Origin of the sequence: Sporosarcina sp. P34, assembly GCF_002743375.1 — a bacterium.
Lineage (GTDB): Bacteria > Bacillota > Bacilli > Bacillales_A > Planococcaceae > Sporosarcina.
The window spans coordinates 1-26894 of record NZ_PDZC01000002.1; the positions used below are offsets into that span (position 1 = coordinate 1).

Genomic DNA, 26894 nt, shown 5'->3' on the forward strand with positions numbered 1-26894 from the left:
AGGATAATCGAGTAGGAGGGAGTGATTAACTCCCGACCTCTCACACCACCGTACGTACCGTTCGGTATACGGCGGTTCAATTAAGATTGATGACGCAAAGTTTCATAACGAGATACTAGACTTTTGAGCCCTCGGGAATTCCAATAGGAGTTCCCGAGGGTTCTGTGTAGTATGGGGCTTTTCGAAGTTCTCCAGTGACTTTTGCGAGTGTTTCCCCATTCATAAGCCTTCTCCTTCGGAGCGCCTAATCCTAGGAGTTTCCTCACTTTGGTACTGGGTTTCTTCCAGTCCTTCCACATACACATTCTTAATCTTCTTCTAATCCACGAATCGAATGTAGTGAAGACACTTGGCGTATCTGCCAGTGCGAAATATCCACACCACCCCATCAGGTATTGGTTTAGTTTCTTGATCCGATATTCTAAAGGATAGGGTTTCTTTCTAGAGGTAATCTCCCGAATTTTATTCTTCATGCGCTCGATGCTTTCTTTGGCAATCCGAATCTTCGGTTCTTTATTGACGGTAAAACTAAACCCAAGAAATTTCCTCTTCCACGGACGGTCCACTTTGGATTTGTATACATTCACTTTCAGCTTCAGTTTCCCTTCAATAAATGAAGTGACTGAATTCATCACGCGATGTCCTGCTTTCTTTGTTTTCACATAGATATTGCAGTCATCGGCATAGCGGACAAATAAGTGACCTCTTCTTTCCAGTTCACTGTCTAGTTCGTCTAGAACTATATTAGATAGTAAAGGGCTGAGGGGACCACCTTGCGGTGTACCTTCTTCACTAGTTGTCACCACACCATTCACCATGATGCCTGATTTCAGATAGCTACGGATTAACTTCAGTAGACGTTTATCTTCAATTCGTTTCGCAAGTGTTCCCATAAGACGATCATGGTTCACTTTGTCGAAGAATTTCTCTAAGTCTATATCGACTACCCAGCGATTTCCTTCTGCTACATATCCTTTTGCTTTTCTGACCGCGTCATGAGCACTTCGTTTTGGACGAAATCCATAACTATGATCTGAAAATGTTGGATCATATATAGAAGTAAGTACTTGGGCAATAGCTTGTTGAATGAATCGATCCATCACAGTAGGGATGCCTAATAAGCGCACACCACCGTCAGGTTTCGGGATTTCGACCCTGCGGACTGGTTGCGGTTCATAAGTTCCCTCTAGAAGTTCCCTTTTTATGGAATCCCAATGTTGTACGATATGCGCTCGTAGGTTTTGTACGGGCATTTCATCTACACCGTGACTACCTTTATTGCGTTCTACCCGTTTAAGGGCAGATAGTAGATTCTCCCGTGATACGATTCGTTCCATCAACATTCGATACGCCTCTTTCCGTGAACAACGATTCTTCTTATGCCGGCTCTGCTCCACCATCTTGAAGTCCCCTATGGAATTCACCATTTCCTCCTTCAAGTATGCCTATACGGTTATCTGTGTTCATCGCAGTGTACTGAATGCAAAGGCGTTGTTCTCTCCTAATTGTTCAGCCCTTCCCATTCTTCTCGAGACAGAAATGGTACTATGACTTCTGCTGACTTCTGACTGTTCAGCTATCCATCACTGGATAGGTTATCAAGTGTACTTGACGTATCAATCAGACCTCCCCAGGTAAGGACGTAGTCTTTCCCTCCACCTATCTGCTCCATTTACTAGATGCAACCTTTGGCAGAAAGGGCTTTGTTTTGTTTCGCAAACTCACCCAATCGCACCTAGCCTTATATGAAGTTCGTGTTCCTCAGACCAGAGGTTTGCCGCTCGCTTCCTCCAGATTCCGCGTCACCACGGACACCCTTGCGTTAAGCTAACTGTTACTTCCGCCTTCACAGTTCGGGACTTGCACCCTATAGACTACGCCCATGCTGGGCGCACAAAAAAAACAGACACATTATCAAAAATGTGTCTGTTTTATATTACTTATCGAATTCCGTGCGCAACCATTGCATCTGCTACTCTCAAGAAGCCTGCTACGTTGGCACCCATTACTAGATTGCCTGGTTTACCGAAGTCAGCTGCTGCAGTACTGCAGTCTTTATAGATGTTCTGCATAACTTCTTTCAAATGCTTATCCACCTGTTCTTCTGACCATGATAGGCGTTGACTGTTCTGAGACATTTCCATAGCAGACACAGCTACACCGCCAGCATTGGCAGCTTTCGCTGGTGCGAATAGTATATTATGCTCTTGAAAAATTTCAATCGCTTCAATTGTACAAGGCATATTTGCGCCTTCACCGACTGCTTTTACACCATTTGCAATCAGCATATGTGCTGCAATTTCATCGATTTCATTCTGTGTAGCACACGGTAATGCAATATCACATGGAATAGACCAAATTTCTTTGCAATCAGCATGATACTCGGCATCAATATGTTCTTTCGTATATTCCCAAATACGTTTATTGCCGTACTCTTTTAGCTCCTTCACTAAGTCAAGATCAATTCCGTTCTTGTCATAGATATAGCCATCTGAATCACTACATGCCACAACTTTCGCTCCGAGCTGCATGACTTTTTCCATTGCATACGTCGAAACATTACCTGAACCTGAAACTACAACAGTCTGACCTTCCAATGAAAGATTGTTTTCTTTTAGCATTTCATTCACAAAGTAAACTGTGCCATAACCAGTTGCTTCTTTACGACCAAGACTTCCACCGTGATCAGGATTTTTCCCAGTTAAAATACCTGCTTCATAGCCACCTTTAATCCGATTGTATTGACCAAATAGATAGCCGATTTCACGTTTACCTACACCAATATCACCTGCTGGCACGTCAATGTCCGGTCCAATATGTCTGCTAAGTTCTGTCATGAAACTTTGTGTAAAGCGCATGACTTCGCGATCAGACTTACCCTTCGGATCGAAATCAGAGCCACCTTTACCCGCTCCGATTGGTTGACCTGTCAAGGCATTCTTGAAAATTTGTTCGAAAGCGAGGAATTTCATAATACTATTATTGACAGATGGGTGGAAACGAAGTCCCCCCTTATAAGGTCCGAGGTCACTATTAAACTGAACACGGAACCCTCTATTTACTTGTACCTTACCCTTATCGTCTTCCCACGCTACACGGAAGGAAATAATTCTTTCCGGTTCTGTGATACGTTCTAGAATTCCGTTTTCTATAAATTCGGGATGCTTAGCAAAGACAGGACGAAGAGAATCAAAAATCTCTCTTGTCGCTTGTAGAAATTCCTTTTCATCCGGATTCCTTTTCTTCACCAATTCATATACATTATGAACGTAATCATTTGCTCGTTTGCGATTATTATATTCTACCTCATCAATCTTTGTCATTTGCAATCATCCCTTTCCTTAGGTATTAATTAAAAACTGTCGACTGACCAGTCACTCATTTACTCAGTGGCTATAATTTAATATACTTATATGATTAAAGAGTAAATTCTATTAGATAAACTGAATTTTAATTGTTCTAAATATTTCTTTGTATTCCAATATTATCACTGAAAAGATAGTAAGTTACAAGATTTTTTTATAATATCTGTGTTTTGACTTAACTTTTGTGTCAATTTTATGTACTATCTTTAACTTTATCATTTACAATTACGTGAATTCGGAGTATTATTAAACTATTCAAACAAACTATGTGGGTTATAAATGTAAGCGCATACACATACTAGTGAGAACAATACGAAAAGAAAGAGGCGAAGCGTTATGACAAAGAAAACAAGTACAATTCGATCAATCTTAGGAGCGAATCTACTCCTGATCATGACTTTTGCTTTCCTACCTGCTTTACTCGTAAATCCAGATATGGAGATGTTCCAAAGCGCAATGAAATTGTTAACTAACGAATGAAAACTCATATGACAAAGCCTTTCCTTTTTCTTAAGGAAAGGCTCTTATATTTATCGCTTGCGAATAGTAAATCGATCGTCTAATAGTAGCCAGTTTTGTGGGAATGCTAAGCCGAGTTTCCAATACATGATTCCCCGCAACTTAAATCTCTTCAGCAAGTTAAATTTCTCGTTGATGCTTCGTGCATCTTCAAACCACACCTCATGTTCGGTTCCTTGTTCATCGTAATACGTATAATGTGGCGCTTGAGCTAGTGCGTCGTATTCGATTGCAACATTCTGCTCAATTGCCAGATTAGTAGCGGCACGCGGGCTTAATGCTCTGGCAGCTTTACTGTCCGATTGACCAAATGGGGCTGTCCAATCATAGCCGTATAGATTCTGACCTAAAAAAATTTTTTCTCTCGGGATTTGACTAACTGCATATTCTACTACTCTTGTGACCGGACCAATTGGGCTAACAGCCTGTGGTGCACTATACGTATATCCCCATTCATAGGTCATCAATACAACGAAATCTACAATTTCTCCATGCACTTTATAATCATGAGCTCCATAAATACCTGTCGTGACTTCCCCGGCTTTTGGTGCAAGTGCTGTGGAAATTGTAAGGCCTGCTTTATGAATTTGATCGCGTGCATTGCGTAATAATTGATTATATAATTCCCGATCTTCCGGGAATAATAACTCAAAATCAAAGTGAATATCGCCATAGCCGATTTCTTTTGCTATATCAATTGCGCTTTGAATCATTCGGTTTTGCACTGCCTGATCTGTAAATATAACATGCGCTAATTCCGCACTGAATGTAAAGTCTTCTAAATTCGTCAAAACTAGCAAATTTACAACGCCTGCGTTTTTTGCGATAGTCGGAATATCGGCTAGTGCTGGTGCTTTCAGTGATCCGTCACGTTGTACTTCATAACTAAACATCGCGAGATACGTAAGACTATCCACACGTTCACGAACTTCGGAGAGCATATCCTGACTGACTGGATTACGCGGTTCTACATATAATAATGAATCAATCATCGTTTTCTCTTCTTGTGGTATATATAGACGCTGACCAATCATTAACGGTCTCGTTGGGTTGATTGCATTAATTTCTGCCAAGCGCGCAACTGTTAGACCATACCTTTGTGCAATTGTATAGAGACTGTCACCGGGTCGCACCCAATAATACGAACCAATTATCGGAATGACAAGTGCTTGTCCTACAGCCAATCGTATATCGCTTTCTAATTCATTAACTCTTGCTATTTGCTCGTATGGCACACCATATATTTTACCAATTTCATATAAACTCTCCCCTTGCGAAACTACATGAATCTGCATGTATCCCCACTACCCTTCTTGAGTTCTATCCTTATGATATGATAGTGCGTTACAAACTATGCATGAGTCGTGAATGCCATTCCATGTGTATAAGATTTCGATGATTTCACATACTACTCTCGATGTACATGATAATTGAAGGAGGAAATACATTTGACAAATCAATTCGAAACATCTCAGCACATGCAAGGCGGACAAGTTCCCCCATCGATGAATCACGGTGGACATGAATTATTTGATGTTAAAGAGGTACTAAGTGCGACCGTTGGAGCATTGAACCAAGCGATGATTTTACGCCCACACGTCCAAGATCCAGAACTTCTCGATATTCTTGATCGACAATACCGATTTACACTGGATGAGTACAATATCCTTGTCGAAAGTTTTAAGACAGGCAAAGATCCTTCACATCCTACACAGCGCTATCAAATGAAAGCAGGCAGCGATTTCATTTACGGCATGAAACAAAAAGCACCTGCTAAACCTATTCAATCTACAGGTGAAATCAGTGATGAAATCATCTCCGGCTTTTTGTTGGGCGCTACAAAAGAAGCCGCTACAGGCAAAACGGCTGCTTCATTAGAAGTATGTAATCCAGTCGTTCGTCGTGTGTTGGCAGATTCCGTGCCCAACTGTATAGAAATGGCATACGAGTTGTCCATTTACCAAAACAAACATCACTACTATCAAGTTCCACAATTAACTGATCAGGATATGAATATGTTGCTTAATTCTTTCGCTCCTTCGCAAGGTCAACCCGGGATGCCAAACAACCTGCAATAAGTTAACGATTCAAGCAGATGGAGTTTTTCTCCATCTGCTTTTTGCTTTTACACTCGTTATATTTGTATACTATGAAGAAGAACAGAATGGAGGAACATTTATATGAGGGTGGCGATCTTTGATTTTGATGGTACGTTGTACACTAAAGAAACCTTTAAATTACTCATGGAGCATTTAAAGAATCATCCTACGTACAAGCAGTATTATAAAAAGTTTTATCGTTCGATATTACCGCTGTATATTCGCTATAAATTAAAAATACTACCCGAATCTATCATGAAGGAGCGTTCTATGCGTCTTTATCTACAAGCCCTGGATTCATTGACGATGACAGAACTTCATGAGTTTTTCAAAAGTATGCATAATAAAATGATGCCTGACTTCAATGAGCAAGTCATTAATCGACTGACAGAACATCGAAAGGAAGGTTACCATGTCCTCCTTGTTTCTGGGGCTTATACTCCTTTTTTAAGAGCAGTCACAAGTCACCTGACATTTGACCAAGTTATTGGCACAGAAATCCCTTCTATTGGTGAAAAAATTGCGATGGATCGGCCATTCCTACATATTCAAGGTACGCGTAAAAACGAACAAATTTATCAAGCGCTACAAGGAGTATTTGTTGACTGGGACAATAGCTTCGCATATGGAGACAGCATTTCCGACCTTCCAGTCTTAGAGAAGGTCGGGTGCCCGGTAGCTGTTCGTCCAGATCAGAAACTTACTGTTGTGGCTAAACAAAGAAATTGGGAAGTTTTATAAAAAAACCTGAAGAGACTGGGGCATAACTTAAAAAAAAACAGTCCGTTCTCCTACGCTACACTCTTGATTACTAACTAATTACACGTTATAAATAAGTTTCAGTGAATGAAAAAAAGGTATGAAGGTGTCTTATCCTTCATACCTTTTTAGGCGTTGTCCCAGCCACTTCACGTCAAGTAGATTTTAATGTATTAATATATAAACTGCCATCTGTCTGAATTTCTGCATAGAGAACATGCTCTGGCTTGGAAATCCCTTGTTTTTTTAACTGTTCAGTTAGCCACGTATCGGTCAATTGAAGTTCTCTCATATTTTTCTCTTCTACTTTCCCGTTAGTAATAATCTCTGTCGGGATATATTTTGGCGGCGGTGCTGGTGCTTTGACATCTTTCTTTGTAGCATATTTCTCACCTGCATTCAGCATGACACTTAAATTACCATTCGTTTCGAATATGGCGTAATTGACGTCTTTCATCGAAAATATCGACTGCTCCCGTAGCATCATATTTATATCATTGAAACTCAACCGTAATTTACGCAGGGAACCTTCCAAGATTTTTCCGTTCTGAATGACAATCATCGGTTTATCATCGAGTAATACGCGGAGTTTAATGGATTTGAATGATAAAAAGTTAGCAAGAATTGTTAATACTGCCCACAAAACCATTCCATATAAACCGTTCAAGAACGGCGTTTCAGACTCTCCCGCCAAATTGGCCGCAATCGAACCGATTGTTATACCTGTCACATAATGAAAGAAAGTCAATTGTGACACTTGTTTTTTCCCCATAAAACGCGCCAAAATCAACAGCACAACAAATGAGATCACCGTTCGCAAAGTCATTTCCCAAAAGGATAATTGCCAAAACTCATCTATGTTCACTGCAGACACCTCCAGTAGTCGGAGTATGTGCAAACTATAGAAGTTTATACACTCATTCTTTTACTTCCAGTTATAAGGAGTTTTCTGGTAAACATAGTAATTGAGCCAATTGGAGAATAATAAATGCGTGTGAGAACGCCAAGTATTCATAGGTTCCTCGGATGGATCATCGTTCGGATAATAATTTACAGGAATATCAATGTCAACGCCTTTTTCTAAATCGCGGGCATATTCATCTCCCAATGTGTGTGCATCGTACTCTAAATGTCCAGTTACCATAATATGTTTTGCATCATTTGAGATTACAATGAATGCACCAGCCTCTTCAGAAGCAGAAAGTAGCGTCAAATCGGGATGATTCTTTATCTCTTCTAATGAAACTCCGGTATGGCGGGAGTGTGGCGCTACATATACATCATTGAATCCACGTGCCAAGTTTACTGTCGGATCGGTAATATCATGTGAGAATACGCCAAAACATTTCTTTGGCAACTCGAACTTTTCAATTCCGTAGTGATGATAAAGAGCTGCCTGGGCACCCCAGCAAATATGGAGGACAGATGTAACATTCGTTTTTGTCCATTCCATGATTTCTTCCAACTCCCTCCAATAGACGACATCTTCAAATTCTAGAAGTTCGATTGGAGCACCCGTGATAATCATGCCATCAAAACGACGGTTTTTCACATGTTCAAAAGTGGTATAGAACGTTTCCAAATGATTCTGACTGACATTTTTCGAAACATAGCTAGCTGTATTAAGAAATGTGACATTCACTTGTAAAGGTGTATTACCAAGTAATCGGAGCAATTGTAACTCCGTCTTCTCTTTTTCAGGCATCAAGTTTAAAATCAAAATATTGATTGGGCGGATATCCTGTGTTGTCGCACGTTCTTCATCCATAATAAAGATTTTTTCTTCTTTCAGTAATTCTACTGCAGGTAAATGTTTTGGTATGTTAATCGGCATGCTATTTCCCCCTTGACTTTCATTTATTACAATTTCTATACAAAAAAGCCCTCATTTCTCTTAGATAAGAAAAGGAGGGTTGACCGTTCACCGTTCTTATCTCTCAAGACAACAATCTTGTTGGAGGTAGCACCTTCCTGTATGCACAGAGGTTGCTGAAGCTTCATCAGGCCAAATCCCTCAGCTTCTCTTGATAAGAAATATTTAATTACTGACTATTATAGCATTAATAAATTAATTGTATAGCAGAATTATCAAATTGTTCTGCGCATTTAAGTTTTGCAAATTGTAGATAGCATGTTTTGGTGTATAATAAAAATTACCCATTACTTTTCTTCGAGGAGGAGCTTATGAAGTCATTAGGTATCGTTCGTAAAGTGGATCATCTCGGTAGAATTGTTATTCCAAAAGAACTTCGAAACTTTTTGTTGATCGATAAGGGCGACCCGATTGAAATTTTTGTAGAAGATGATGGAATCATTTTGAGAAAATATCAGATCAACAGAGCATGTTTTATCACGGGTGATGTGATGGATGAAAACAAACTATTGTCAAACGGACTATATATCAGTCCACAAGGCGCTAGAATCCTTATGGAACAACTAAAAGATTTTACGTAAGCCATGACATAAAAGCTTCTTGTAAAAAGGACTGAAAACAACTTCTACAGTTGTCTTCAGTCCTTTTGTTTAATTGCCATATATCTTCCCATGGGCAATTATTTCATTACGTTAAGCTATTAATAAACTCTTCGATCTCTTCCTTAGTTTTACGATTTTTACTGACAAAACGACCTGTCTCTGTTCCTTCGCTGAATGCTACGAAGCTAGGAATACCGAATATATCCAACTGACTACACAGATCTATAAATTCATCACGATCAATCGTAACAAATTCATACTCTGCAAATTCTGTTTCCAATGTCGGCAAGAATGGTTCAATCACTCTGCAATCAGCACACCAATCTGCAGTGAATAAGAAAATCACTCTTTCCTCTTGTTTAAGTTGCTCAAATTGCTCAACAGATTCTAACTTTTTCAATTTCCAACACTCCTCTAAATGAATAGTATACGCACACTATAACACGTATACCTGCACTTCTCCCTATCAGACGACTTATGCTATTTCCTTTCATTTAGTTAAATCAAAGGTGTTTTCTTATAATTAACTCTCTAAACACGAACGTTCACAAATAATTCAATAATACCGTTCGCTTTTAACAGTTTTTCGTTTTTTCTGGAAAAGCAATTGACAATAGTTTTTGACGTGTTATGATTAATTCTAAATTAATAGTTGCTAAACAATTTTGACGAAGATATACCTTCCTAAAAAGAATTTTCCAGAGAGCTGACACAGTGGTGAAAGTTAGCAAATTCCGAGGTTGGAGGCACTTCCGAATTGATTCGCTGAACATTTTAGTAGGCTGATCCGTCACATGCACGTTACGCATGCTGAATGAAGGCTGCAATTGCAGCAAAAAAGGGTGGTACCGCGTTAGTTTATTGAGCTTTTCGCCCCTTACTAATATGTAAGGGATGGAAGGCTTTTTTATTTTACCTATAAGGGGGGTAGCGCGCAACTTACATAGATGATCAATTGTACTTAGCTTTTCCAACAAAAAATCCACTACAAACAATTGAAGGAGAGAATGAATATCATGGCTTTTAAAATACTTATTAGTGACCCACTTAGCGAAGACGGAATTTTCCCATTACGACAGGCAGAAGGCTTTGAAATAGTAATGGAGACGGACATGACGCCAGATCAGCTAAAAGAACGTATTAAAGATTTCGATGCATTACTAGTACGCAGTCAGACAACAGTTACAAAAGAATTGTTGGAAGCAGCTGATCAATTAAAGATCATTGGTCGTGCAGGTGTAGGAGTCGATAATATCGATTTGGACGCAGCTACCGAAAAAGGAATTATTGTTGTGAATGCGCCGGATGGCAATACAAACTCTGCAGCCGAGCACACAGTTGCAATGATGATGTCCATGGCACGCAAAATTCCTCAAGCTTTCAACTCGTTAAAAAACAATAAATGGGATAGAAAATCATTCCTTGGTGTGGAATTGAAAGACAAAACTTTAGGAATTATTGGACTTGGCCGTATCGGTGCTGAAGTTGCAAGACGTGCGAGAGGACAACGTATGAATGTAGTGGCATATGACCCCTACTTAACGGAAGATGTTGCGAAAAAATTGGGCATAGAAATTGGAACTGTAGATGAAGTGCTTGAAGTAGCTGATTTCATTACAGTTCATACACCTTTACTTAAAGAAACTCGCAGAATGATCAACAAAGAAGCATTCGAGAAAATGAAAGATGGCGTACAAATTATCAACTGTGCACGCGGTGGAATCATTGATGAAGATGCTTTATATGATGCAATTGTTGCTGGTAAAGTGGCGGGTGCGGCACTGGATGTGTTCGAAGAAGAACCATTCCTCGACCATAAATTATTGACATTACCTGAAGTAATAGCAACTCCACACTTGGGTGCAAGTACATTCGAAGCACAAGAATCAGTTGCAGTTGACGTAAGCCGTGACGTAGTAAACTTCTTGACAATTGGTTCGGTTCGTAACCCAGTAAACTTGCCATCTGTTTCCCGTGATGTATTGGCAAAGATCGAACCATTCTTCGATCTTACAGAGAAGTTGGGTATATTCTTATCCCAAATTCAAAACTCGGTTATCCATGAAATCAATATTCAATATGCTGGTGAATTGGCAAACTACGATGTGCGCGCATTAACACGTAACACAGTCAAAGGTATTTTGAAGCGCAATCTCGGAGAAACCGTTAATGATGTAAACGCGAAGTTATTGGCTGATCGTTATGGCATCAAAGTGAACGAGCAAAAAACAACTACTGGTAAAGGATTCTTGAACTTAATCTCAGTAGAAATTGTTACTGAAAAAGGTATTCGCAAAGTAGCAGGTACACTTCTAAACGGTCTTGGAGCACGCATTGTAAAAGTGGACGATTATGTAGTAGATGTGATTCCAAGCGGTCACTTACTATTTATCCGACACATGGACCAGCCAGGCGCAATTGGCCGTGTAGGTACACTTCTAGCAGAAGAGAATATCAATATTGCAGCGATGCAAGTCGGACGTTCCACTGAAGGCGGATATGCTATTATGATGTTAGCTGTTGACAACCACGTCGAGTCAGCTTCTATCAAACGTATCAAAGAAGTTCAAAATATAAACGATGCAAAAGCAATCGATTTATAAAAATATAAAAAATCCAGCTGAAATTTACATTTCAGCTGGATTTTTTATGTGCGCCCGATGAAGAAATCAAATCCCATAACGGTTAGCATTCCGAACACTACACACCATAGCGCAATACTGACCGCCGACCAAATAGCCGTATTCATTTTCTTGGCGCCTAATACGAGGCCAATAAAGGCCGCGATATGGGTTCCAATCAATATTGGACCAGCAAGTGCTAAAACTGGCAACCCATATGTATTCATAATTTTTTCTGCACGTCGTTGGCGTTTCGATTCGCTATTCCCTTTCTTTCGCTTTCTTCGTGCTACCCATTCTTTAATACTTTGGAAACCAACAATCAATAGAAGAACTGTTGCCATATTGCCAGCAAATGAAAGAACTATTACCCATATAGGCGATAGCCCCCGAATAATACCTAACGGAACGACAATCATAATTTCGATCCATGGAATAGCCGCTCCCAAAAACACCATGATATATTCCAGCATGATATACCTCCTTGCTGTACAAACAGTGAAACATGAGTGGACAAGGATTAAAACCGATGAGATCAACTCATCGGTTTTCTAATGTGGCCAGTATAGGAAAAAGACCATGTAAATTATCGATTTCATATGTAGGTCTCACTTCTTCATGCAGTAACTTATTTTCACGATTAATCCATACATTACGCATACCGACACGACTTGAGCCTAAAATGTCTGTCATCAAGTTATCACCGATCATCAATGCTTCATCTGCTTGGACCCCACTTAACTCAAGAACATGCTTGAATATAGAGGCATCAGGCTTTCCTTTGCCAAATGCACCAGAAACGATAATATGATCAAAGTATTCAGGTATCTCTGGTGAGATCGTCAGTTTAATCTGTTGTAAACTTGGTGAACCGTTTGTCAAAAGGATTAACTGATAGTTGTCCTTCAATTCATCTAACACTTCAAACGTCTCTTCATAAATATATGGGTGATTCTTACGCTCTCTTGGAAATACATCAGCTAATTCCCTGCCAAATGCTTCATCATCAATCCCTAGTTTCTTCAACCCTTTAACCCATGCTTCCTTTTGGTAGCCTGGAATAAGCTCTTTCATTTTCTGAAACTCTTCCCCTTCATCGTCAAAGACACCCCATAACCCTTCAAAAGGATTAATTCCGATATTTTGAGTATGTGGAAATGTTTCATATGTAGCATACAAAGCTCTTGCTTCCTCGCGCACTGCATGCTCAAGTTCTACTGGATTGACCCCTTTTTTCTTTGTTGCATACTCACAAGTTTTTTGAAAAGCCATGGAAATACTCTTGGCATCCCATATCAATGTATCATCCAGATCAAAAATCAACGTCTTAATCATCGTGGCATCCCCTTTGCAATTGTAATAATTCAGTTATATCTTCCTCTTATTATACACATTACTTATGTGTTTTGTTAGTGGGTTCCCTAAACAGCAAGCCATACGGAGATTTTTTATGCTACTATGCATATATTTCAAGAAGTGAGGGAACCTATTGAATAGGAGGTGAGCTGGAATTGGTACAACATTATTTTATCGGCATCTCTATTGCTCATCCTGTCGATGATATAGCACAACAATTTCGCACAGAATATCAATTGAACGAGAAATACAAAGTAATTCCACATGATAAGGATTTGCATTTGACCCTTCGCTATATTGGGGAGCTTGATGACACCAAACTCCCCTGGTTAAAATCCTGTCTACAAAAAATCGCCAAATCGCATACAGAATTCACGGTGTACGTAAAAGGTCTATCATTTTTCGGATCTGCAAGTGGACCACGTGTTGTTTTTCTAGCAGTTCAGGATTCCGAGTCATTACGCGAACTACAAAAGCAAATCACTAGACGTACAGAGGAGATACTTGACTTAGAAAGAGATACTCGCTTCGTTCCACACATCACGATAGCTAAAAAACGTAAGACTAGAGATAAAATGCAATTAGAAAAAAAATCTATTGAACCTGTTTCCATCATAATAGAAGGTTTTACCCTATTTAAGATTCATCCTAAAGCAACTCCCTCCTATGAGGCCATCGCGCATTTCCCATTAAAAAAGAGTTGATTGCCAACTGCGCAACCAACTCTTTTTTGGGGGATTTACTATACTTTAAATCGTGACATATCATGTTGAAGTTGTTCTGCAAGTTCCGCCAATGTTTGTGAACTAGATGTGATTTCCTGATTGGCCGCTAACTGTTCTTCTGTTGCAGCACTAGTGGATTCCGCTTCTGCTGCTGCTTGAACCGCTAGTTCTTCTACTCGTTTAGCTCCTTCTGTTACTTCATCTGTCATCGCACGAATTTCTTCGATTGCTGCAGATACTGTAGAAATTTTTTCACTAACGTCTGATGTTGCGTGCTCGATGTCCAAGAAGACGGCGTTTGTTTTCTCTGTTGACAATAATAGTTCAGCCACACGTTATCTACCTTCATTCGTGCTCGTCACCACTGTTTCTACATCATGAATGATCGTATCAATCATTTGATTGATAGAGTCGGAAATCGTTAGTTGAAAACCTACTCCATTTGTTCCAATAACAAGCGCTTGTTCATTATTTCCTGCGCGTTTTTCTTCTATAATAGATAGTAGTACCTTATCGTATTCTTTGTTTGCTACCCGAATGGATGCTAATGCATTCCGCATAGTGGTATTCTTCAGGATTTTCTCCAATTCAGTTAAGTTATTATTAATACGTGATCGGGTTTCTTCTAATTCTTTTATGTAAGATTCCGAGCCATATAACATATATCCCCTAATATTTTTCGTTAAGTTATTTTGATCGTTTTGCTGGCGCTCTAACAAAATGACCTTATGCATCCGATCGTTAATTAAAAATGAATACTTTTCGTTAATATTCCTCATTGCTAAGAACCCTATTAATCCAATGATAATGATAATAATGACTAGATTCATAAATCCAATCCATAACTTTTTTCCAACTGTGAATTTCATCTTAAACATTCTCCCCTATTCAATTTTCAACTTTTACATATATTTGGTACACAATGCCAATTATACCCTACAATATTCATATCCGTATAGCGAAATTAAAACTTTCAGCCAGATTAAAAAATGTAGCAAATTTTATCGTACATTTTCATTCAATGCATCTTTTTAGTTATTTATATACATTTCATTACTATAAATACAACAAAACATGTGTCTTTATACTTTCAAAAATGGATAGTGATTGATCCTAAGGTCCTTAATTTATAAAATGGACTTTTTTTACAAATAAATTACACACAGGAGTTTAGACTTAAATCGAAATCTCTATTGTGACTGCGAATAGTTATACCATTCTCTTAGTTCTATTTGTGAAATCTGACAGAGTTTGACATGTATTTTTTTCTTTCGTCAGAATGGTATTTATTTCGTTTTTCTAGTATAATAGAATTTCATGACCCTTGAGAGAAGTACTCGAGGCAATTTTGCGTTTGTATATAAATTGACAGTGAGCCAGCAGTGTAAAGCAGTACAAGAATGAAGTGGTTAGGATGTGTTACTCGTGTCAACAGAACTTTTTATCACAACGGACTTTCAACGCCGATGGGTCAATCAATTGACTGAGGCAGGTCCGTTTTTCAGCAGCTTTTCAGAACAATCTGATGAGCACTCAAAGTTTCCAAAAGAGAATATAGATAAACTCGTAAAAATGGGCTATACAACGCTGACCTTACCTAAAGAATTAGGAGGTGCGGGTATCACAGTGACTGATATGGTGCTCTTTCAGGAGACCATCGCTCGTTTCGATAGTGCTACCGCTCTTGCTATTGGCTGGCATCAAGGGGTCGTTGGTGAACTGTATGAGAGCCGGAAGTGGACGGAAGAACAGTTAGCCCAGTTTAGTGAAGCGATCCAACAAGGCGCCCTTGTGAATCGTTCCGTTACCGAAGCACAGACCGGTAGCCCTACACGTGGCGGCCGACCACAAACAACTGCTGTTCGTACGGAGAATGGTTGGGTGATTTCAGGTGAAAAGACATTTACGACTATGGCGCCTGCTCTTACCCATATTCTCGTATCTGTTTGGATTGAAGAAAAACAAAAAACAGGTTTTTTCTTGTTGCCAAGTGACACGGCCGGCCTTTCCATTAGAGATACTTGGCATATGATTTCCATGCGCGGTACGGAAAGCCAGACACTTGTACTAAATCAAGTGGAAGCAACGGATGATCAGTTGGTAGAAGTGAATGAGGCACAACGTGGCAACAACCAAAACGGCTGGCTTCTTCATATTCCCGCTTGTTACATGGGAATTGCCCAAGCGGCACGTGATTACGCGGTGCACTTTGCAGCCACTTATCAGCCGAATAGTCTTAATGAACCCATTGCTTCCCTTTTCAGTATCCAAACACAAATCGGAAAGATGGATTTAGAGCTGATTAAAGCACGTCACTTACTTTACGATATCGCGAGAATTTACGATGACCGTACTCGTCGAGTTCATTTACAAAACGAACTCGGGGTAGCGAAATCGATTGTAACGAATAGTGCGATAGAAATTGTTAACTTAGCGATGCGCATTGTAGGCGCTAAAAGTTTGGAATTGTCGAATCCCCTCCAGCGATATTATCGCGATGTGCGGGCCGGACTTCACAATCCACCGATGGATGATATGACGATTACCAAGCTTGCTCAAGCCGCAATTAGTGAACAACAATGATTAAACGTTTACTCGTGAGCGGGTATAAAGCCCATGAATTAGGAATCTTTAACGAAGACCATAAAGGCATACCTATCATCAAGAAGGCATTGACAGATCAATTGCTAGTTCTTCTAGATCAAGGACTCGAATGGGTTATAGTCAGTGGACAGCTTGGAGTTGAAACGTGGATTATTGAATGCGTGTGGGACTTGCAAGAAGATTATCCAAATTTACAATACGCGGTCATTACACCATTTCTCGATCAACAATCGAACTGGAATGAAATAAAACAAGAAACATATGAACAAATCATATCACTTGCGGATTACACAGTGAGTTTGACAAACAAACCTTATGAAGCACCTTGGCAATTTGTAGAGAAGAACAAGTTTCTACTTCGAAATTCAGATGCTTTGTTGCTTCTATATGATGAAGAAAATGAAGGATCACCGAAGTTTCTAAAAAAAATGGCAGTGCAACTAGCTGAAAATACCGCTTATGAATTATTATCGATTACTGCGGATGATCTACAACTCATTGCAGAAGATTTACAGCGAGAACAATGGGAGTAAGAAAATAGGCTGGTACATAACTAAAAAAACAGTCCGTTTCCCTACGCTACACTCTTGATTACCAACTAATTAAACTTTATAAATAATTTTTTATTGAATTTAAAAAGGTATGAAGGTGTCTTCTCCTTCCTACCTTTTTAGGTTTTGTCCTAACCTCTTTTTCTATTTGATGAATGTTCTACTTAATTACTCTTAAAACCCGCTTAAATTCATCTGTCCCTGCCTCACCTAACAATTCATATAACGCTGTCTCTACACAAGTGCCTGAGATCCCAAGGTGTTTCATCTTTTGTAAGCCAATCATTTTATTAGCTTCTGTTCTGGAAGTAACTGCATCCACAACCACTTCTACTTCGTAACCTTGCTTCACAAGATCAGCCGCTGTCATATAGACACAAATATGCGTTTCAATTCCTGCAATTAACACTTGCTTCCTACCCAGTTCATTAAGTTGTTTAACAAACTCTTCGTTGCCCATTGCACTGAATGTCATTTTTGATATGGGATGTTGTCCTTCAAGTAAGTTCGATAACGATTCTGTAGTCGGCCCTAGACCGTCTGGGTATTGTTCGAGCCATAGAATAGGAATATCCAATACTTGTAATCCTTTAATCAGCTTCTCCAAGTTATCATGTAGTTCCTGGCTTTCATTGACGATTTGTGCGAGTTTTCCTTGTACATCTACTAAAACGAAAACTGTTTGATCGGTTTGCAACATAATGAAGTCATCCCCTTTCCAACATTCTTGTTAGTATAGCATATTATCAGATTCATCAGAAATATTTCTATCTCTGATTAGTAAGTAAAAAACCGTCTCCCTTTCTTCACTGAAAGAGAGACGGTTTGAAATGGTGATTAGTTTTGAACGGCTGCTTTTTGTTTTGCTTTCGCTTTTGCTTCAATACGACGAGCATGCAAGATTGGCTCTGTATATCCGCTTGGCTGTTCTGCCCCTTTAAAGATTAGGTCAGAAGCTGCTTGGAATGCGATGGAGTCATCATAGTTCGGTGCCATCGGCTGATATAATTCATCATCAGCGTTCTGCTGATCCACTACTATTGCCATACGCTCCAATGTTTCTTGTACTTGCTCTTTCGTACAAACACCGTGACGTAACCAGTTGGCAATGTGCTGGCTGGAAATACGCAATGTTGCACGATCTTCCATTAATCCGACATCATTAATATCAGGAACCGTTGAACATCCTACACCTTGGTCAATCCAGCGAACAACATAGCCCAGGATCCCTTGTGCATTGTTATCCAGCTCCGATTGTACTTCTTCAGCAGACCAATCTGTATTAGGTGCCAATGGAATAGTTAGGATACCATCACGATAATCGATCGAACTGTCAATTCCAGCCTGTACTTCTTTAACATTTACTTCATGGTAGTGCAATGCATGTATAATTGCAGCTGTTGGAGATGGAACCCACGCAGTGCTCGCTCCTGCTTTTGGATGTGCAATTTTCTGTTCAAGCATTGCAGCCATTAAGTCAGGCATAGCCCACATTCCTTTACCAATTTGCGCATGTCCAGGTAGGCCCGCCCGGATTCCCACTGCCACGTTTGCAGCTTCATAAGAAGATAGCCATTCAGATGCCTTCATATCAGCTTTTCTAATAACAGGACCAGCTTCCATAGATGTGTGGATTTCGTCACCCGTACGGTCAAGGAATCCAGTATTGATAAATGCAATACGTTCTTTCACTTCATTGATTGCGGATTTCAAATTCAGTGACATTCTGCGCTCTTCGTCCATGACACCGATTTTAATTGTATGACGCTCAACACCTAGCAAATCTTCAATACGATTGAATAATTTGTTCGCAAATGCCACTTCTTCTGGACTATGCATTTTCGGCTTTACGATATAAATAGAATTATGAAGCGAGTTTTTAAACGCTACATTTTCTTTAAAGTTATGCGTAGCAATTAAAGATGTAAGAACACCGTCCAAGATGCCTTCAGGTACTTCATTACCGTTTTCATCGAGAATCGCATTATTTGTCATTAAATGACCTACGTTACGTACGAACATTAATGAACGACCACGAAGTGTCAACTCTTTGCCGTCTACACCTACATACGTACGGTCAGCATTCAATTTTCTAGTAACTGTTTTACTACCTCGTTTGAATGTGGATTCCAAGTCACCCTTCATTAAACCAAGCCAGTTACGGTATACGCCCACCTTGTCTTCAGCATCAACTGCGGCGATAGAGTCTTCACAGTCCATTAACGTAGAGAGTGCTGCTTCAATTACAAGATCTTTCACACCCGCTTTATCGCTTTTACCAATCGGGTTGTTCTTGTCAATAGCGATTTCGATATGCAATCCGTTATTCACCAACAATACTGCAGTCGGTGCATCTTTGGATCCATTATATCCAACAAACTTGGACTCATCTTGCAATTGAGTCTTGTTACCGCTCTCAAGCGTTACTTCAAGTTTGCCTTCAACAATTTTATAAGCAGTTACATCTGCATGTGAACCTTCAGCCAAAGGCGCCGCTTGATCTAGCAAGTTTTTCGCGAAATCAATTACTTTCTGTCCACGTACCGGATTGTATTCAACACCAGCTTCAGCACCCGCTTCATTACTGATTACATCAGATCCGTATAGTGCATCGTATAAACTTCCCCATCGTGCATTCGCTGCATTTAATGCATAACGAGCATTATCGATTGGCACTACCAATTGTGAGCCAGCTTGGTTTGCGATTTCATGATCAACATTAGCTGTTGTCACTTTGAAATCTTCGGGAACTGGCTCTAAATAGCCAATTTCTTGTAAAAACTCTTTATATTTAACGAAATCAATTTCGCCTTTATTATTTTGATGCCATTCATTAATGGTCTTTTGTAATTCATCACGTTTTTCTAATAGTGCTTTGTTTTCAGGAGCAAGTTCATGAATGAGCGAATCAAAGTTTGTCCAAAATTGATCATTTTGAATTTCTAAGCCCGGAAGAACTTCTTCTTTTACGAAGTTATATAGTTCTGTTGCGACTTGCAATTTACCTACTTGTTCATAGTTTGTCATGGATAAAGCCACCCCTTAATATTTTTCCGCTACACTGTTGTATAACATATAGCGATGAACACCCATCATTGTCCATTATCCGGCAACACCCCATAGCCCGTCGATTAGAAATCGACACAATAAAGACAAATGATTTCCTCACATGAAGACGTGTTAGTACTTATCATACCTAAAGTCTAGTTTACTTTCAACTGAATTGTGAAAATTTTCACATCATAGTTATTCATCTTTAAGACAACCTATTCGCAACAGTTATATAACAGCTGGCGTAATATGTTGTTATATCTTTTTGTAGTCTACTTCCATATCGTTAGTTGTTCTTTACCACTCATCATGAAATTCTAATAGCAAGTTGACACACTATTTAGCATGTGATAGCTTTAGAGACAATCATCTGAATTGAATAGTTTGAAAAGTAGGTGGAATGAAAATATTTTCATTTCTTAAAAGGGAATCCTTTTCTTGGAGCGGTCCCGCCACTGTGAAGACGCTAATGCGTCCAGCCAGACACCTGCCTATTTTTCATGACGCTAATCCTACGGTGAATAGGGAAGTGTTAGACAGACGCAATGTATAATCACATGCTTATAAGTAGCATGTTATTTTATACGTACTCGCATTTCTAACATTTCCCCTAGAGATGTTTTTTTTATTGAAAAAAATCAAGGGGGAAATTATCTATGGTAAAAAGCAGTATAACGGGTTATCCCGTAATAGGTGAAAATCGTGAGTGGAAACGTGCACTTGAGGCATTTTGGTCAATGAAGATCTCGGAAGACGAGCTTCTTCAAACAACGAAAGAGATTCGCTTGGCAAACTTGAAGAAACAGCAAGATGCTGGCGTTGATTGGATTGCTGTAGGCGACTTCACATTGTATGATCGCGTACTGGATACGTCAGCCATGTTCGGAATCATTCCTTCCCGCTATAACTGGAAAGGTGGACAAGTTTCCACTTCCACATACTTTTCGATGGCCCGCGGTAATGATGAAGCGGTTGCCTCCGAAATGACAAAATGGTTCAATACAAACTATCACTATATCGTGCCTGAATACGAAGGCCAGCGTTTTGAACTAACGGAAAACAAGCCTCTAGCTGCTTATCGTGAAGCCAAGAGCGAACTGGGTATTGAAGGTAAACCTGTTCTACTAGGCCCGTATACATTACTAAAGTTATCTAAAGGGTACGAGGATAAAGATGTACCATCTATTATCCTACAACTGATACCCCTCTATCAAAAAGTATTACAAGAATTACAGGATGAAGGTGTACAATGGATCCAAATCGACGAGCCGATTCTATGTACATCAATAAGTTCAGATGAAATGAAGACTGTTACAGAAATTTATTCACAACTATCGAAAAATCTAAGTGGACTGAATATTCTTCTACAAACATATTTCGATTCAGTTGAACATTATAGTGAAACGATCGCGTTACCTGTTGCGGCTATCGGACTAGATTTCGTCCACGGACGCGAAAGAAATCTAGAGAACTTGAAGCAATATGGTTTCCCAGAAGATAAAATACTTGCAGCGGGAATTGTAGACGGTCGCAACGTATGGCGTTCCAATTTACGTGAAAAACTTACATTGACTGAAAATATTCAACAGCATGTTACAGCTGACAATTTATGGATTCAACCTTCATGTAGCCTGCTCCACTCACCTGTTACGACTCGCTCGGAACAGAAACTAGATAAAACTATTTTGAACGCGTTAGCATTTGCTGACGAGAAGATTGGAGAAATTAAAGCTATTCAACTAGCAGTACAACATGGATACGAACAAGTTTCTCAGGCATTGGATGACAGTGAAGCAGCATTGACTGCATTTAATTCACTTCCTGCCCGCAATAATAAAGAAGTACGTGAAGCGACTTCGGGAAGTCTACTATCAGACAGTAAGCGGAATCTTCCATTTGCAAAACGCAAAGTCAAACAACAGGAAAAATTCCAATTACCACTACTCCCTACTACCACCATCGGTAGCTTCCCACAAACACCGGAAGTACGGGCTACACGCAATAAATGGAGAAAAGGCGAAATTACAAATCAGCAATATAAAGATTTCGTTCAAGCGGAAATTAAAGAATGGATCGATATTCAAGAAGACTTGGGACTTGATGTATTGGTACACGGCGAATTCGAACGTACAGACATGGTGGAGTATTTCGGGGAAAAGCTTGACGGATTTGTTTTTACTGAAAAAGCATGGGTACAATCCTACGGCTCACGTTGTGTTAAGCCGCCAATTATCTTTGGAGACGTTACGTTTATTAAACCAATGACTGTGGAAGAATCCGTTTATGCAAAATCTCTTACTGATCACGAAGTAAAAGGAATGCTCACGGGACCTGTAACCATTTTAAACTGGTCATTCGTTCGTGATGACTTATCCAGAGAAGAAGTGACAAACCAAATTGCACTGGCTTTGCGTAAGGAGATCGAAGCACTTGAAGCAGCCGGTATTCATATGATCCAAGTGGACGAGCCAGCACTTCGTGAAGGTCTTCCATTGAAGAGAACTGAATGGAAGCACTATCTAGATTGGGCCGTTAATGCATTCCGCGTATCGACTGCATCAGTCGAAGATACAACGCAAATTCATACGCATATGTGCTATTGTGACTTCAACGACTTTATTGAAGCAATTAGCGCACTCGATGCAGATGTAATCTCTATTGAAACGTCACGCAGTCATGGTGACTTAGTCGAGGCTTTCAATGAGTATCACTATGACAAAGGAATCGGTCTAGGTGTCTATGACATTCATAGTCCACGCGTTCCTGCAGTCGAAGAGATGACAGAGATTATTGACAAAGGTCTTGAAGTGCTTGAGCCTTCTCAATTCTGGATCAATCCCGATTGTGGTTTGAAGACGAGAAAGCGTGAAGAAACAGTTGCAGCTTTAAAAAATATGGTAGTTGCAACTGTCCAGGCACGCGAAAAGTTAGGTATAGTAGCGGTAAAATAATAAATTTAGGACTGTCTTAGAAATCAATAGGATTTCTAAGACAGTTTTTTATTCATAGTGTTTATAGTTGAGTAACTTGCACGGTTGTTGAAGAGGAATTTACATTGCAGAGAGGACATAGCCATGCGAAATCGCTCCTCTTTTGCATCCTTTGCAAGAACAAATGACGTGTTACGAGCATGCACTTGAATTTGAATTCCATATTATAAAAGAGGACGTCCCATGAAGTAAAGTAACTTCAGGGACATCCTCTTTTAACTCCATTACTAATCAGTCGAACTGCTTTGCTAGGTTTGCCATTTCAATAGCGGATACCGCTGCATCCCAGCCTTTGTTCCCCGCTTTAGTGCCTGCACGCTCGATTGATTGCTCAATCGTATCTGTTGTTAATACACCGAAAATAACCGGGATACCCGATTGCATGCTTGCTTGTGAAACACCTTTTGCCGCTTCGTTACAAACAAAATCGAAATGAGGTGTCGCACCACGAATTACCGTACCCAGCGTAATGACTGCATCATATTTTTTTGAGTCCGCCATTTTCTTTGCGATCAATGGAATCTCAAAAGCCCCCGGCACCCATGCTATGTCAACATCCGCTTCATCTACACCATGACGTTTGAACGCGTCTTGTGCACCTGAAAGTAACTTACCTGTGATAAATTCGTTGAATCGTCCAACGACGATGCCTACCTTTAATCCCGTGCCTACTAAATGCCCTTCAAATAAATTACCCATGTTTCATCTCTCCTCATAAAGTTAATAAATGACCAAGTTTTTCTGCCTTCGTGTGTAGGTACTTTTCGTTTGCTTCATTAAACGGTTGCTGAATCGCGACGCGTTCAACCACTTCTAGTTCATAGCCCTTTAAGCCAGCAATTTTCTTTGGGTTATTCGTTAGCAAGCGCATTTGCGTAATGCCAAGATTCCTGAGAATTTGTGCACCGATACCATAATCACGTAAATCAGCTGCAAATCCGAGTTTTGCATTCGCTTCTACGGTGTCATAACCTTGTTCTTGTAGTTCATAGGCTTTCAGTTTATTAATTAGGCCTATTCCCCTACCCTCTTGACGCATATACAACAAGACACCGCGCCCTTCTTCTTCAATTTGAGAGAGAGCAGTTTGTAGTTGCGGACCACAGTCACAACGGCACGATCCAAAGACGTCACCTGTTAAGCATTCTGAGTGAACTCTTACTAAGACCGGCTCTTCGGTTGTAACGTCTCCTTTTACCAGTGCGACATGTTCTTTTCCTGTCATAGTTTCAGTATAGCCAACCATGCGGAACTCGCCATAATCTGTCGGTAGCTTGATCTCTGCTTCACGTATGACTAATTGCTCTCTTTGTAAACGATAATGAATCAGGTCTTGAATGGTGATGAGTTTCAGATCTAGTTCTTCAGCCATCTGTCGTAATTCTGGCACACGCGCCATCGTTCCGTCTTCACTCATGATTTCACAAATTACGCCTGCCGAAGCACTGCCTGCCAGTCGCGCCAAATCAATCGCAGCTTCAGTATGCCCCGTACGTTCTAGTACACCGCCTGACTTTGCTACAAGTGGAAATATATGTCCAGGACGTTTGAATTCACCCGCAGTAGCACTTGGATCCATCATTTTAACGATTGTATCCGCACGTTCAAATGCACTGATTCCAGTATGTGTAGAGCGATGATCGACACTTATTGTAAACGCAGTGCCATGTGAATCCGTATTATTATCCGTCATCATCTGTAAGCCTAGTTGGGCGGCTTTTTGTTCTGTTATCGGCACACAAATCAAGCCTCGGCCTTTCGTTGCCATGAAGTTGATGATTTCAGGCGTAATACTGTCTGCTAGTGCCACGAAATCGCCTTCATTCTCTCGGTCTTCATCATCGACTACGATGACGACTTTACCTTGTCGTAAATCTTCTAATGCTTCTTCGATTGTATGGAACATCTTCATTCACTCCTTCACATAAATCCGTGTTGTTGTAAAAAGTCTTTTGACATCGTTTGACCCGTATCTTGTCTTTTTCGCAACATATTTTCTACATACTTAGCAAGCATATCGCATTCGAAGTTGACAATATCTCCTACTTGCTTTTTCGCAATGACTGTCATTTCCTGTGAATGCGGAATCAACGAAATCGTAATATCCGTATCTTGCACTTCGAAGATCGTCAATGAAGTACCATCCAATGCGATAGAGCCTTTATGTAACAGATAGGAGTCATATCCTTGAGGTAATGACAAGCGTATATATAATGCGTTATCAACTGTTCGCTTGTCACGAATCGTAGCTATTCCGTCTACGTGCCCCGTGACAAAATGTCCGCCAAACCTACCATTTGCCGCGAGTGCCCGCTCCAGATTCACAGGACTTCCCGTCGCTAATTGTCGTAGTGAAGTAGAGGTGATGGTTTCAGGCATGACGTCCGCAGCAAACTGATCTTTTGTAAAACTCTTTACCGTCAAACAGACACCATTGACTGCGATGCTATCCCCTATTCTCACATCTGTCAAAACAAGGGATGCAGCGATCGTCACTGTCATAGATTGAGCACCTGGTTGTATTTGCTTAACTGAACCAATTTCTTCAATTATTCCTGTAAACATAATTCAATGACCCTCTTTCGGTACCGCTACGATTTTAATGTCTGGACCAATCATCTCTACACTTTCAAAGGTTAAGGGAAACGCTTCATTCATCAATCGAGGATCTAGCCCGCCAATCGGTGTCAAAGATCCAATTCCTCCAAGCAATTTGGGTGCTACGTAGCAAATGACTTTCTGCACTGCGCGTGCTTTAACAAATGAAGCATTAATAGCTGCTCCACCTTCAACAAGCAATGTCATCACACCACGTCTTCCTAATTCTAGTAGAATATCTTCTACAATCAACTGGGCTTTCTGCATTCGGATGATCTGGACATGCGGTTTCACAAGTAACTTTTCACGTGTTAACTCCGCGTATTTCCCGCAAAAAATCCACGTTGGGGCTTCTGCATTTTGAATGACTTGACTAGATTCCGGTGTCCGTAATGATGTATCTAAAATAACTCGAATAGGATGTTGTCCACCTAGGGGCAGTCTGGTGGTGAGAAGAGGATTATCGTGAAGAAGTGTTTGTACACCTACTAAAATTGCATCCTGTGTATGGCGAAGCTGATGGACATCGAGTCGCGCTTGCTCACTCGTCACCCATTTACTATCTCCTTTTGAAGTCGCAATTTTACCGTCTATCGTCATAGCTGTTTTCATTGTCACATGAGGTGTTTTGGTTTTAATAAAATGAAAAAATGGTTGATAAAGTTTTTTAGCGCGTTCAACTGAAACAGATTCGGTTACTTCCACTCCTCCTCCACGAAGTTTCGCAATACCTTTACCCGCTACAAGTGGATTAGGATCCGTTGTCGCAACATAGACATGCTTTATACCCGCTTGAATGATGGCATCAGCACAAGGTGAAGTTTTGCCAGTGTGAGAACAAGGTTCAAGCGTTACATATAAATCAGCATCTCTTGCACTCGCTCCCGCCATATCAAGTGCGATTCGTTCCGCATGGCGCTCTCCCGCTTGTAAATGTGCGCCCATTCCAATGATTCGGTTTGTCTTTACGACGACCGCACCTACTGGTGGATTGGGAGAGGTTTGACCTGCCACATTTTCTGCGAGTTGCAAAGCCATTTCCATATAATTCTGATTCATTGAGCAACACTCCAGCTTACGGTATTCCTCTAGTGACAATTCTACATACAAAAAGCCCCACAAAAGATTATGCGGGGCTTGTAACCATGACTAAATAAACGTTATAAACAGTAATAAAAAAT

25 protein-coding genes and 2 riboswitches are annotated in these 26894 nt (G+C 40.2%); of the genes, 9 read left to right on the forward strand and 16 right to left on the reverse strand.

Annotated elements, in window-relative coordinates:
• Positions 1-80 precede the first annotated feature (80 nt).
• Together ltrA and gdhA are read right to left on the reverse strand one after the other, a co-directional pair.
• The gene (gene ltrA, locus CSV63_RS03785; protein WP_099694652.1) at positions 81-1343 is read right to left on the reverse strand and encodes a group II intron reverse transcriptase/maturase; all 1263 of its coding nucleotides are present in this window, start codon (positions 1341-1343) and stop codon (positions 81-83) included.
• 597 nt (positions 1344-1940) lie between these two features.
• A complete protein-coding gene (gene gdhA / locus CSV63_RS03790) occupies positions 1941-3323 on the reverse strand; it encodes an NADP-specific glutamate dehydrogenase (protein WP_099694653.1) in 1383 nt (460 codons plus the stop codon).
• A 378-nt stretch (positions 3324-3701) separates the two neighbouring features.
• On the opposite strand from gdhA, the gene CSV63_RS16610 reads away from it, so the two are divergent.
• Positions 3702-3845, forward strand: coding sequence for a hypothetical protein (locus CSV63_RS16610; protein WP_199171272.1), 144 nt, complete (start codon positions 3702-3704; stop codon positions 3843-3845).
• 50 nt (positions 3846-3895) lie between these two features.
• Here CSV63_RS16610 and CSV63_RS03795 read toward each other — a convergent pair whose 3' ends face one another.
• Positions 3896-5179, reverse strand: coding sequence for a glycoside hydrolase family 18 protein (locus CSV63_RS03795; protein ID WP_099694654.1), 1284 nt, complete (start codon positions 5177-5179; stop codon positions 3896-3898).
• A gap of 147 nt (positions 5180-5326) precedes the next feature.
• On the opposite strand from CSV63_RS03795, the gene CSV63_RS03800 reads away from it, so the two are divergent.
• Both CSV63_RS03800 and CSV63_RS03805 read left to right on the forward strand, forming a co-directional pair.
• On the forward strand, positions 5327-5962 hold the full coding sequence (locus CSV63_RS03800) for a spore coat protein (RefSeq protein WP_369823795.1): 636 nt from the start codon (positions 5327-5329) through the stop codon (positions 5960-5962).
• A gap of 102 nt (positions 5963-6064) precedes the next feature.
• Positions 6065-6724 carry an HAD family hydrolase gene (locus tag CSV63_RS03805; protein ID WP_099694655.1) on the forward strand — a complete coding sequence of 220 codons (660 nt, stop codon included), beginning with the start codon at positions 6065-6067 and terminating at the stop codon, positions 6722-6724.
• Between the two features lie 172 nt (positions 6725-6896).
• Here the strand turns inward: CSV63_RS03805 and CSV63_RS03810 are convergent, their stop codons facing one another.
• A complete protein-coding gene (locus CSV63_RS03810; protein ID WP_369823796.1) occupies positions 6897-7601 on the reverse strand; it encodes a YetF domain-containing protein in 705 nt (234 codons plus the stop codon).
• Between the two features lie 66 nt (positions 7602-7667).
• On the reverse strand, positions 7668-8576 hold the full coding sequence (gene metA / locus CSV63_RS03815) for a homoserine O-acetyltransferase MetA (protein WP_099694656.1): 909 nt from the start codon (positions 8574-8576) through the stop codon (positions 7668-7670).
• A gap of 93 nt (positions 8577-8669) precedes the next feature.
• Positions 8670-8776: riboswitch (SAM riboswitch) on the reverse strand.
• 150 nt (positions 8777-8926) lie between these two features.
• Between metA and CSV63_RS03820 the strand changes: the two genes are divergently transcribed.
• The gene (locus tag CSV63_RS03820) at positions 8927-9196 is read left to right on the forward strand and encodes an AbrB/MazE/SpoVT family DNA-binding domain-containing protein (protein ID WP_099694657.1); all 270 of its coding nucleotides are present in this window, start codon (positions 8927-8929) and stop codon (positions 9194-9196) included.
• Positions 9197-9302: 106 nt separating this feature from the next.
• Here the strand turns inward: CSV63_RS03820 and CSV63_RS03825 are convergent, their stop codons facing one another.
• Positions 9303-9617, reverse strand: coding sequence for a thioredoxin family protein (locus CSV63_RS03825; protein WP_099694658.1), 315 nt, complete (start codon positions 9615-9617; stop codon positions 9303-9305).
• Between the two features lie 616 nt (positions 9618-10233).
• Between CSV63_RS03825 and serA the strand changes: the two genes are divergently transcribed.
• Positions 10234-11820, forward strand: coding sequence for a phosphoglycerate dehydrogenase (serA, locus tag CSV63_RS03830; protein ID WP_099694659.1), 1587 nt, complete (start codon positions 10234-10236; stop codon positions 11818-11820).
• A 44-nt stretch (positions 11821-11864) separates the two neighbouring features.
• Here serA and CSV63_RS03835 read toward each other — a convergent pair whose 3' ends face one another.
• Together CSV63_RS03835 and CSV63_RS03840 are read right to left on the reverse strand one after the other, a co-directional pair.
• Positions 11865-12311 (reverse strand): small multi-drug export protein, encoded by a 447-nt coding sequence (locus CSV63_RS03835; protein ID WP_099694660.1) that lies wholly within the window; start codon positions 12309-12311, stop codon positions 11865-11867.
• A 67-nt stretch (positions 12312-12378) separates the two neighbouring features.
• Positions 12379-13173, reverse strand: a complete 795-nt coding sequence (locus CSV63_RS03840) for an HAD family hydrolase (RefSeq protein WP_099694661.1) — start codon at positions 13171-13173, stop codon at positions 12379-12381.
• A 176-nt stretch (positions 13174-13349) separates the two neighbouring features.
• Between CSV63_RS03840 and thpR the strand changes: the two genes are divergently transcribed.
• Positions 13350-13898 (forward strand): RNA 2',3'-cyclic phosphodiesterase, encoded by a 549-nt coding sequence (gene thpR / locus CSV63_RS03845; RefSeq protein ID WP_158233908.1) that lies wholly within the window; start codon positions 13350-13352, stop codon positions 13896-13898.
• Positions 13899-13936: 38 nt separating this feature from the next.
• Here thpR and CSV63_RS03850 read toward each other — a convergent pair whose 3' ends face one another.
• Together CSV63_RS03850 and CSV63_RS03855 are read right to left on the reverse strand one after the other, a co-directional pair.
• The gene (locus tag CSV63_RS03850; RefSeq protein ID WP_099694663.1) at positions 13937-14251 is read right to left on the reverse strand and encodes a hypothetical protein; all 315 of its coding nucleotides are present in this window, start codon (positions 14249-14251) and stop codon (positions 13937-13939) included.
• 3 nt (positions 14252-14254) lie between these two features.
• Positions 14255-14788 carry an MCP four helix bundle domain-containing protein gene (locus CSV63_RS03855; protein WP_158233909.1) on the reverse strand — a complete coding sequence of 178 codons (534 nt, stop codon included), beginning with the start codon at positions 14786-14788 and terminating at the stop codon, positions 14255-14257.
• A 556-nt stretch (positions 14789-15344) separates the two neighbouring features.
• On the opposite strand from CSV63_RS03855, the gene CSV63_RS03860 reads away from it, so the two are divergent.
• Complete coding sequence (locus CSV63_RS03860; protein WP_199203597.1) at positions 15345-16502, forward strand: acyl-CoA dehydrogenase family protein; 1158 nt, start codon at positions 15345-15347, stop codon at positions 16500-16502.
• Positions 16499-17056 carry an SLOG family protein gene (locus tag CSV63_RS03865; protein WP_099694666.1) on the forward strand — a complete coding sequence of 186 codons (558 nt, stop codon included), beginning with the start codon at positions 16499-16501 and terminating at the stop codon, positions 17054-17056. Before CSV63_RS03860 ends, CSV63_RS03865 begins: the two co-directional genes overlap by 4 nt.
• 178 nt (positions 17057-17234) lie before the next feature.
• On the opposite strand, the gene CSV63_RS03870 is transcribed toward CSV63_RS03865, so the two are convergent.
• Together CSV63_RS03870 and CSV63_RS03875 are read right to left on the reverse strand one after the other, a co-directional pair.
• Positions 17235-17774 carry a hydrolase gene (locus CSV63_RS03870; protein ID WP_099694667.1) on the reverse strand — a complete coding sequence of 180 codons (540 nt, stop codon included), beginning with the start codon at positions 17772-17774 and terminating at the stop codon, positions 17235-17237.
• 137 nt (positions 17775-17911) lie between these two features.
• The gene (locus CSV63_RS03875) at positions 17912-20101 is read right to left on the reverse strand and encodes a malate synthase G (RefSeq protein ID WP_099694668.1); all 2190 of its coding nucleotides are present in this window, start codon (positions 20099-20101) and stop codon (positions 17912-17914) included.
• Between the two features lie 400 nt (positions 20102-20501).
• Positions 20502-20634: riboswitch (cobalamin riboswitch) on the forward strand.
• 147 nt (positions 20635-20781) lie between these two features.
• Here CSV63_RS03875 and metE point away from each other — a divergent pair.
• Positions 20782-23076: a 5-methyltetrahydropteroyltriglutamate--homocysteine S-methyltransferase gene (gene metE, locus CSV63_RS03880; protein ID WP_099694669.1), complete on the forward strand. Its 2295-nt coding sequence runs from the start codon at positions 20782-20784 to the stop codon at positions 23074-23076.
• Between the two features lie 270 nt (positions 23077-23346).
• Here metE and ribH read toward each other — a convergent pair whose 3' ends face one another.
• Genes ribH through ribD form a run of 4 tightly spaced genes read right to left on the reverse strand, consistent with a single transcriptional unit; the run spans position 23347 to position 26772 of the window.
• Positions 23347-23814: a 6,7-dimethyl-8-ribityllumazine synthase gene (gene ribH, locus CSV63_RS03885; protein ID WP_099694670.1), complete on the reverse strand. Its 468-nt coding sequence runs from the start codon at positions 23812-23814 to the stop codon at positions 23347-23349.
• A gap of 13 nt (positions 23815-23827) precedes the next feature.
• A complete protein-coding gene (locus tag CSV63_RS03890; RefSeq protein ID WP_099694671.1) occupies positions 23828-25021 on the reverse strand; it encodes a bifunctional 3,4-dihydroxy-2-butanone-4-phosphate synthase/GTP cyclohydrolase II in 1194 nt (397 codons plus the stop codon).
• A 14-nt stretch (positions 25022-25035) separates the two neighbouring features.
• Complete coding sequence (ribE, locus tag CSV63_RS03895; RefSeq protein ID WP_099694672.1) at positions 25036-25680, reverse strand: riboflavin synthase; 645 nt, start codon at positions 25678-25680, stop codon at positions 25036-25038.
• 3 nt (positions 25681-25683) lie between these two features.
• Positions 25684-26772: a bifunctional diaminohydroxyphosphoribosylaminopyrimidine deaminase/5-amino-6-(5-phosphoribosylamino)uracil reductase RibD gene (gene ribD / locus CSV63_RS03900; RefSeq protein WP_099694673.1), complete on the reverse strand. Its 1089-nt coding sequence runs from the start codon at positions 26770-26772 to the stop codon at positions 25684-25686.
• Between the last annotated feature and the right edge of the window lie 122 nt (positions 26773-26894).

Bases quoted from the DNA above. Each gene is read 5' to 3' on its own strand.
- CSV63_RS03795 (WP_099694654.1), bottom strand. From the start codon at position 5,179: ATGCAGATTCATGTAGTTTCGCAAGGGGAGAGTTTATATGAAATTGGT.
- CSV63_RS03870 (WP_099694667.1), bottom strand. From the start codon at position 17,774: ATGTTGCAAACCGATCAAACAGTTTTCGTTTTAGTAGATGTACAAGGA.
- CSV63_RS03835 (WP_099694660.1), bottom strand. From the start codon at position 12,311: ATGCTGGAATATATCATGGTGTTTTTGGGAGCGGCTATTCCATGGATC.
- CSV63_RS16610 (WP_199171272.1), top strand. From the start codon at position 3,702: ATGACAAAGAAAACAAGTACAATTCGATCAATCTTAGGAGCGAATCTA.
- CSV63_RS03875 (WP_099694668.1), bottom strand. From the start codon at position 20,101: ATGACAAACTATGAACAAGTAGGTAAATTGCAAGTCGCAACAGAACTA.
- CSV63_RS03855 (WP_158233909.1), bottom strand. From the start codon at position 14,788: ATGAAATTCACAGTTGGAAAAAAGTTATGGATTGGATTTATGAATCTA.
- CSV63_RS03805 (WP_099694655.1), top strand. From the start codon at position 6,065: ATGAGGGTGGCGATCTTTGATTTTGATGGTACGTTGTACACTAAAGAA.
- ribH (WP_099694670.1), bottom strand. From the start codon at position 23,814: ATGGGTAATTTATTTGAAGGGCATTTAGTAGGCACGGGATTAAAGGTA.
- ltrA (WP_099694652.1), bottom strand. From the start codon at position 1,343: ATGTTGATGGAACGAATCGTATCACGGGAGAATCTACTATCTGCCCTT.
- serA (WP_099694659.1), top strand. From the start codon at position 10,234: ATGGCTTTTAAAATACTTATTAGTGACCCACTTAGCGAAGACGGAATT.
- CSV63_RS03890 (WP_099694671.1), bottom strand. From the start codon at position 25,021: ATGTTCCATACAATCGAAGAAGCATTAGAAGATTTACGACAAGGTAAA.
- CSV63_RS03820 (WP_099694657.1), top strand. From the start codon at position 8,927: ATGAAGTCATTAGGTATCGTTCGTAAAGTGGATCATCTCGGTAGAATT.
- metA (WP_099694656.1), bottom strand. From the start codon at position 8,576: ATGCCGATTAACATACCAAAACATTTACCTGCAGTAGAATTACTGAAA.
- CSV63_RS03840 (WP_099694661.1), bottom strand. From the start codon at position 13,173: ATGATTAAGACGTTGATTTTTGATCTGGATGATACATTGATATGGGAT.
- gdhA (WP_099694653.1), bottom strand. From the start codon at position 3,323: ATGACAAAGATTGATGAGGTAGAATATAATAATCGCAAACGAGCAAAT.
- ribD (WP_099694673.1), bottom strand. From the start codon at position 26,772: ATGAATCAGAATTATATGGAAATGGCTTTGCAACTCGCAGAAAATGTG.
- ribE (WP_099694672.1), bottom strand. From the start codon at position 25,680: ATGTTTACAGGAATAATTGAAGAAATTGGTTCAGTTAAGCAAATACAA.
- CSV63_RS03865 (WP_099694666.1), top strand. From the start codon at position 16,499: ATGATTAAACGTTTACTCGTGAGCGGGTATAAAGCCCATGAATTAGGA.
- metE (WP_099694669.1), top strand. From the start codon at position 20,782: ATGGTAAAAAGCAGTATAACGGGTTATCCCGTAATAGGTGAAAATCGT.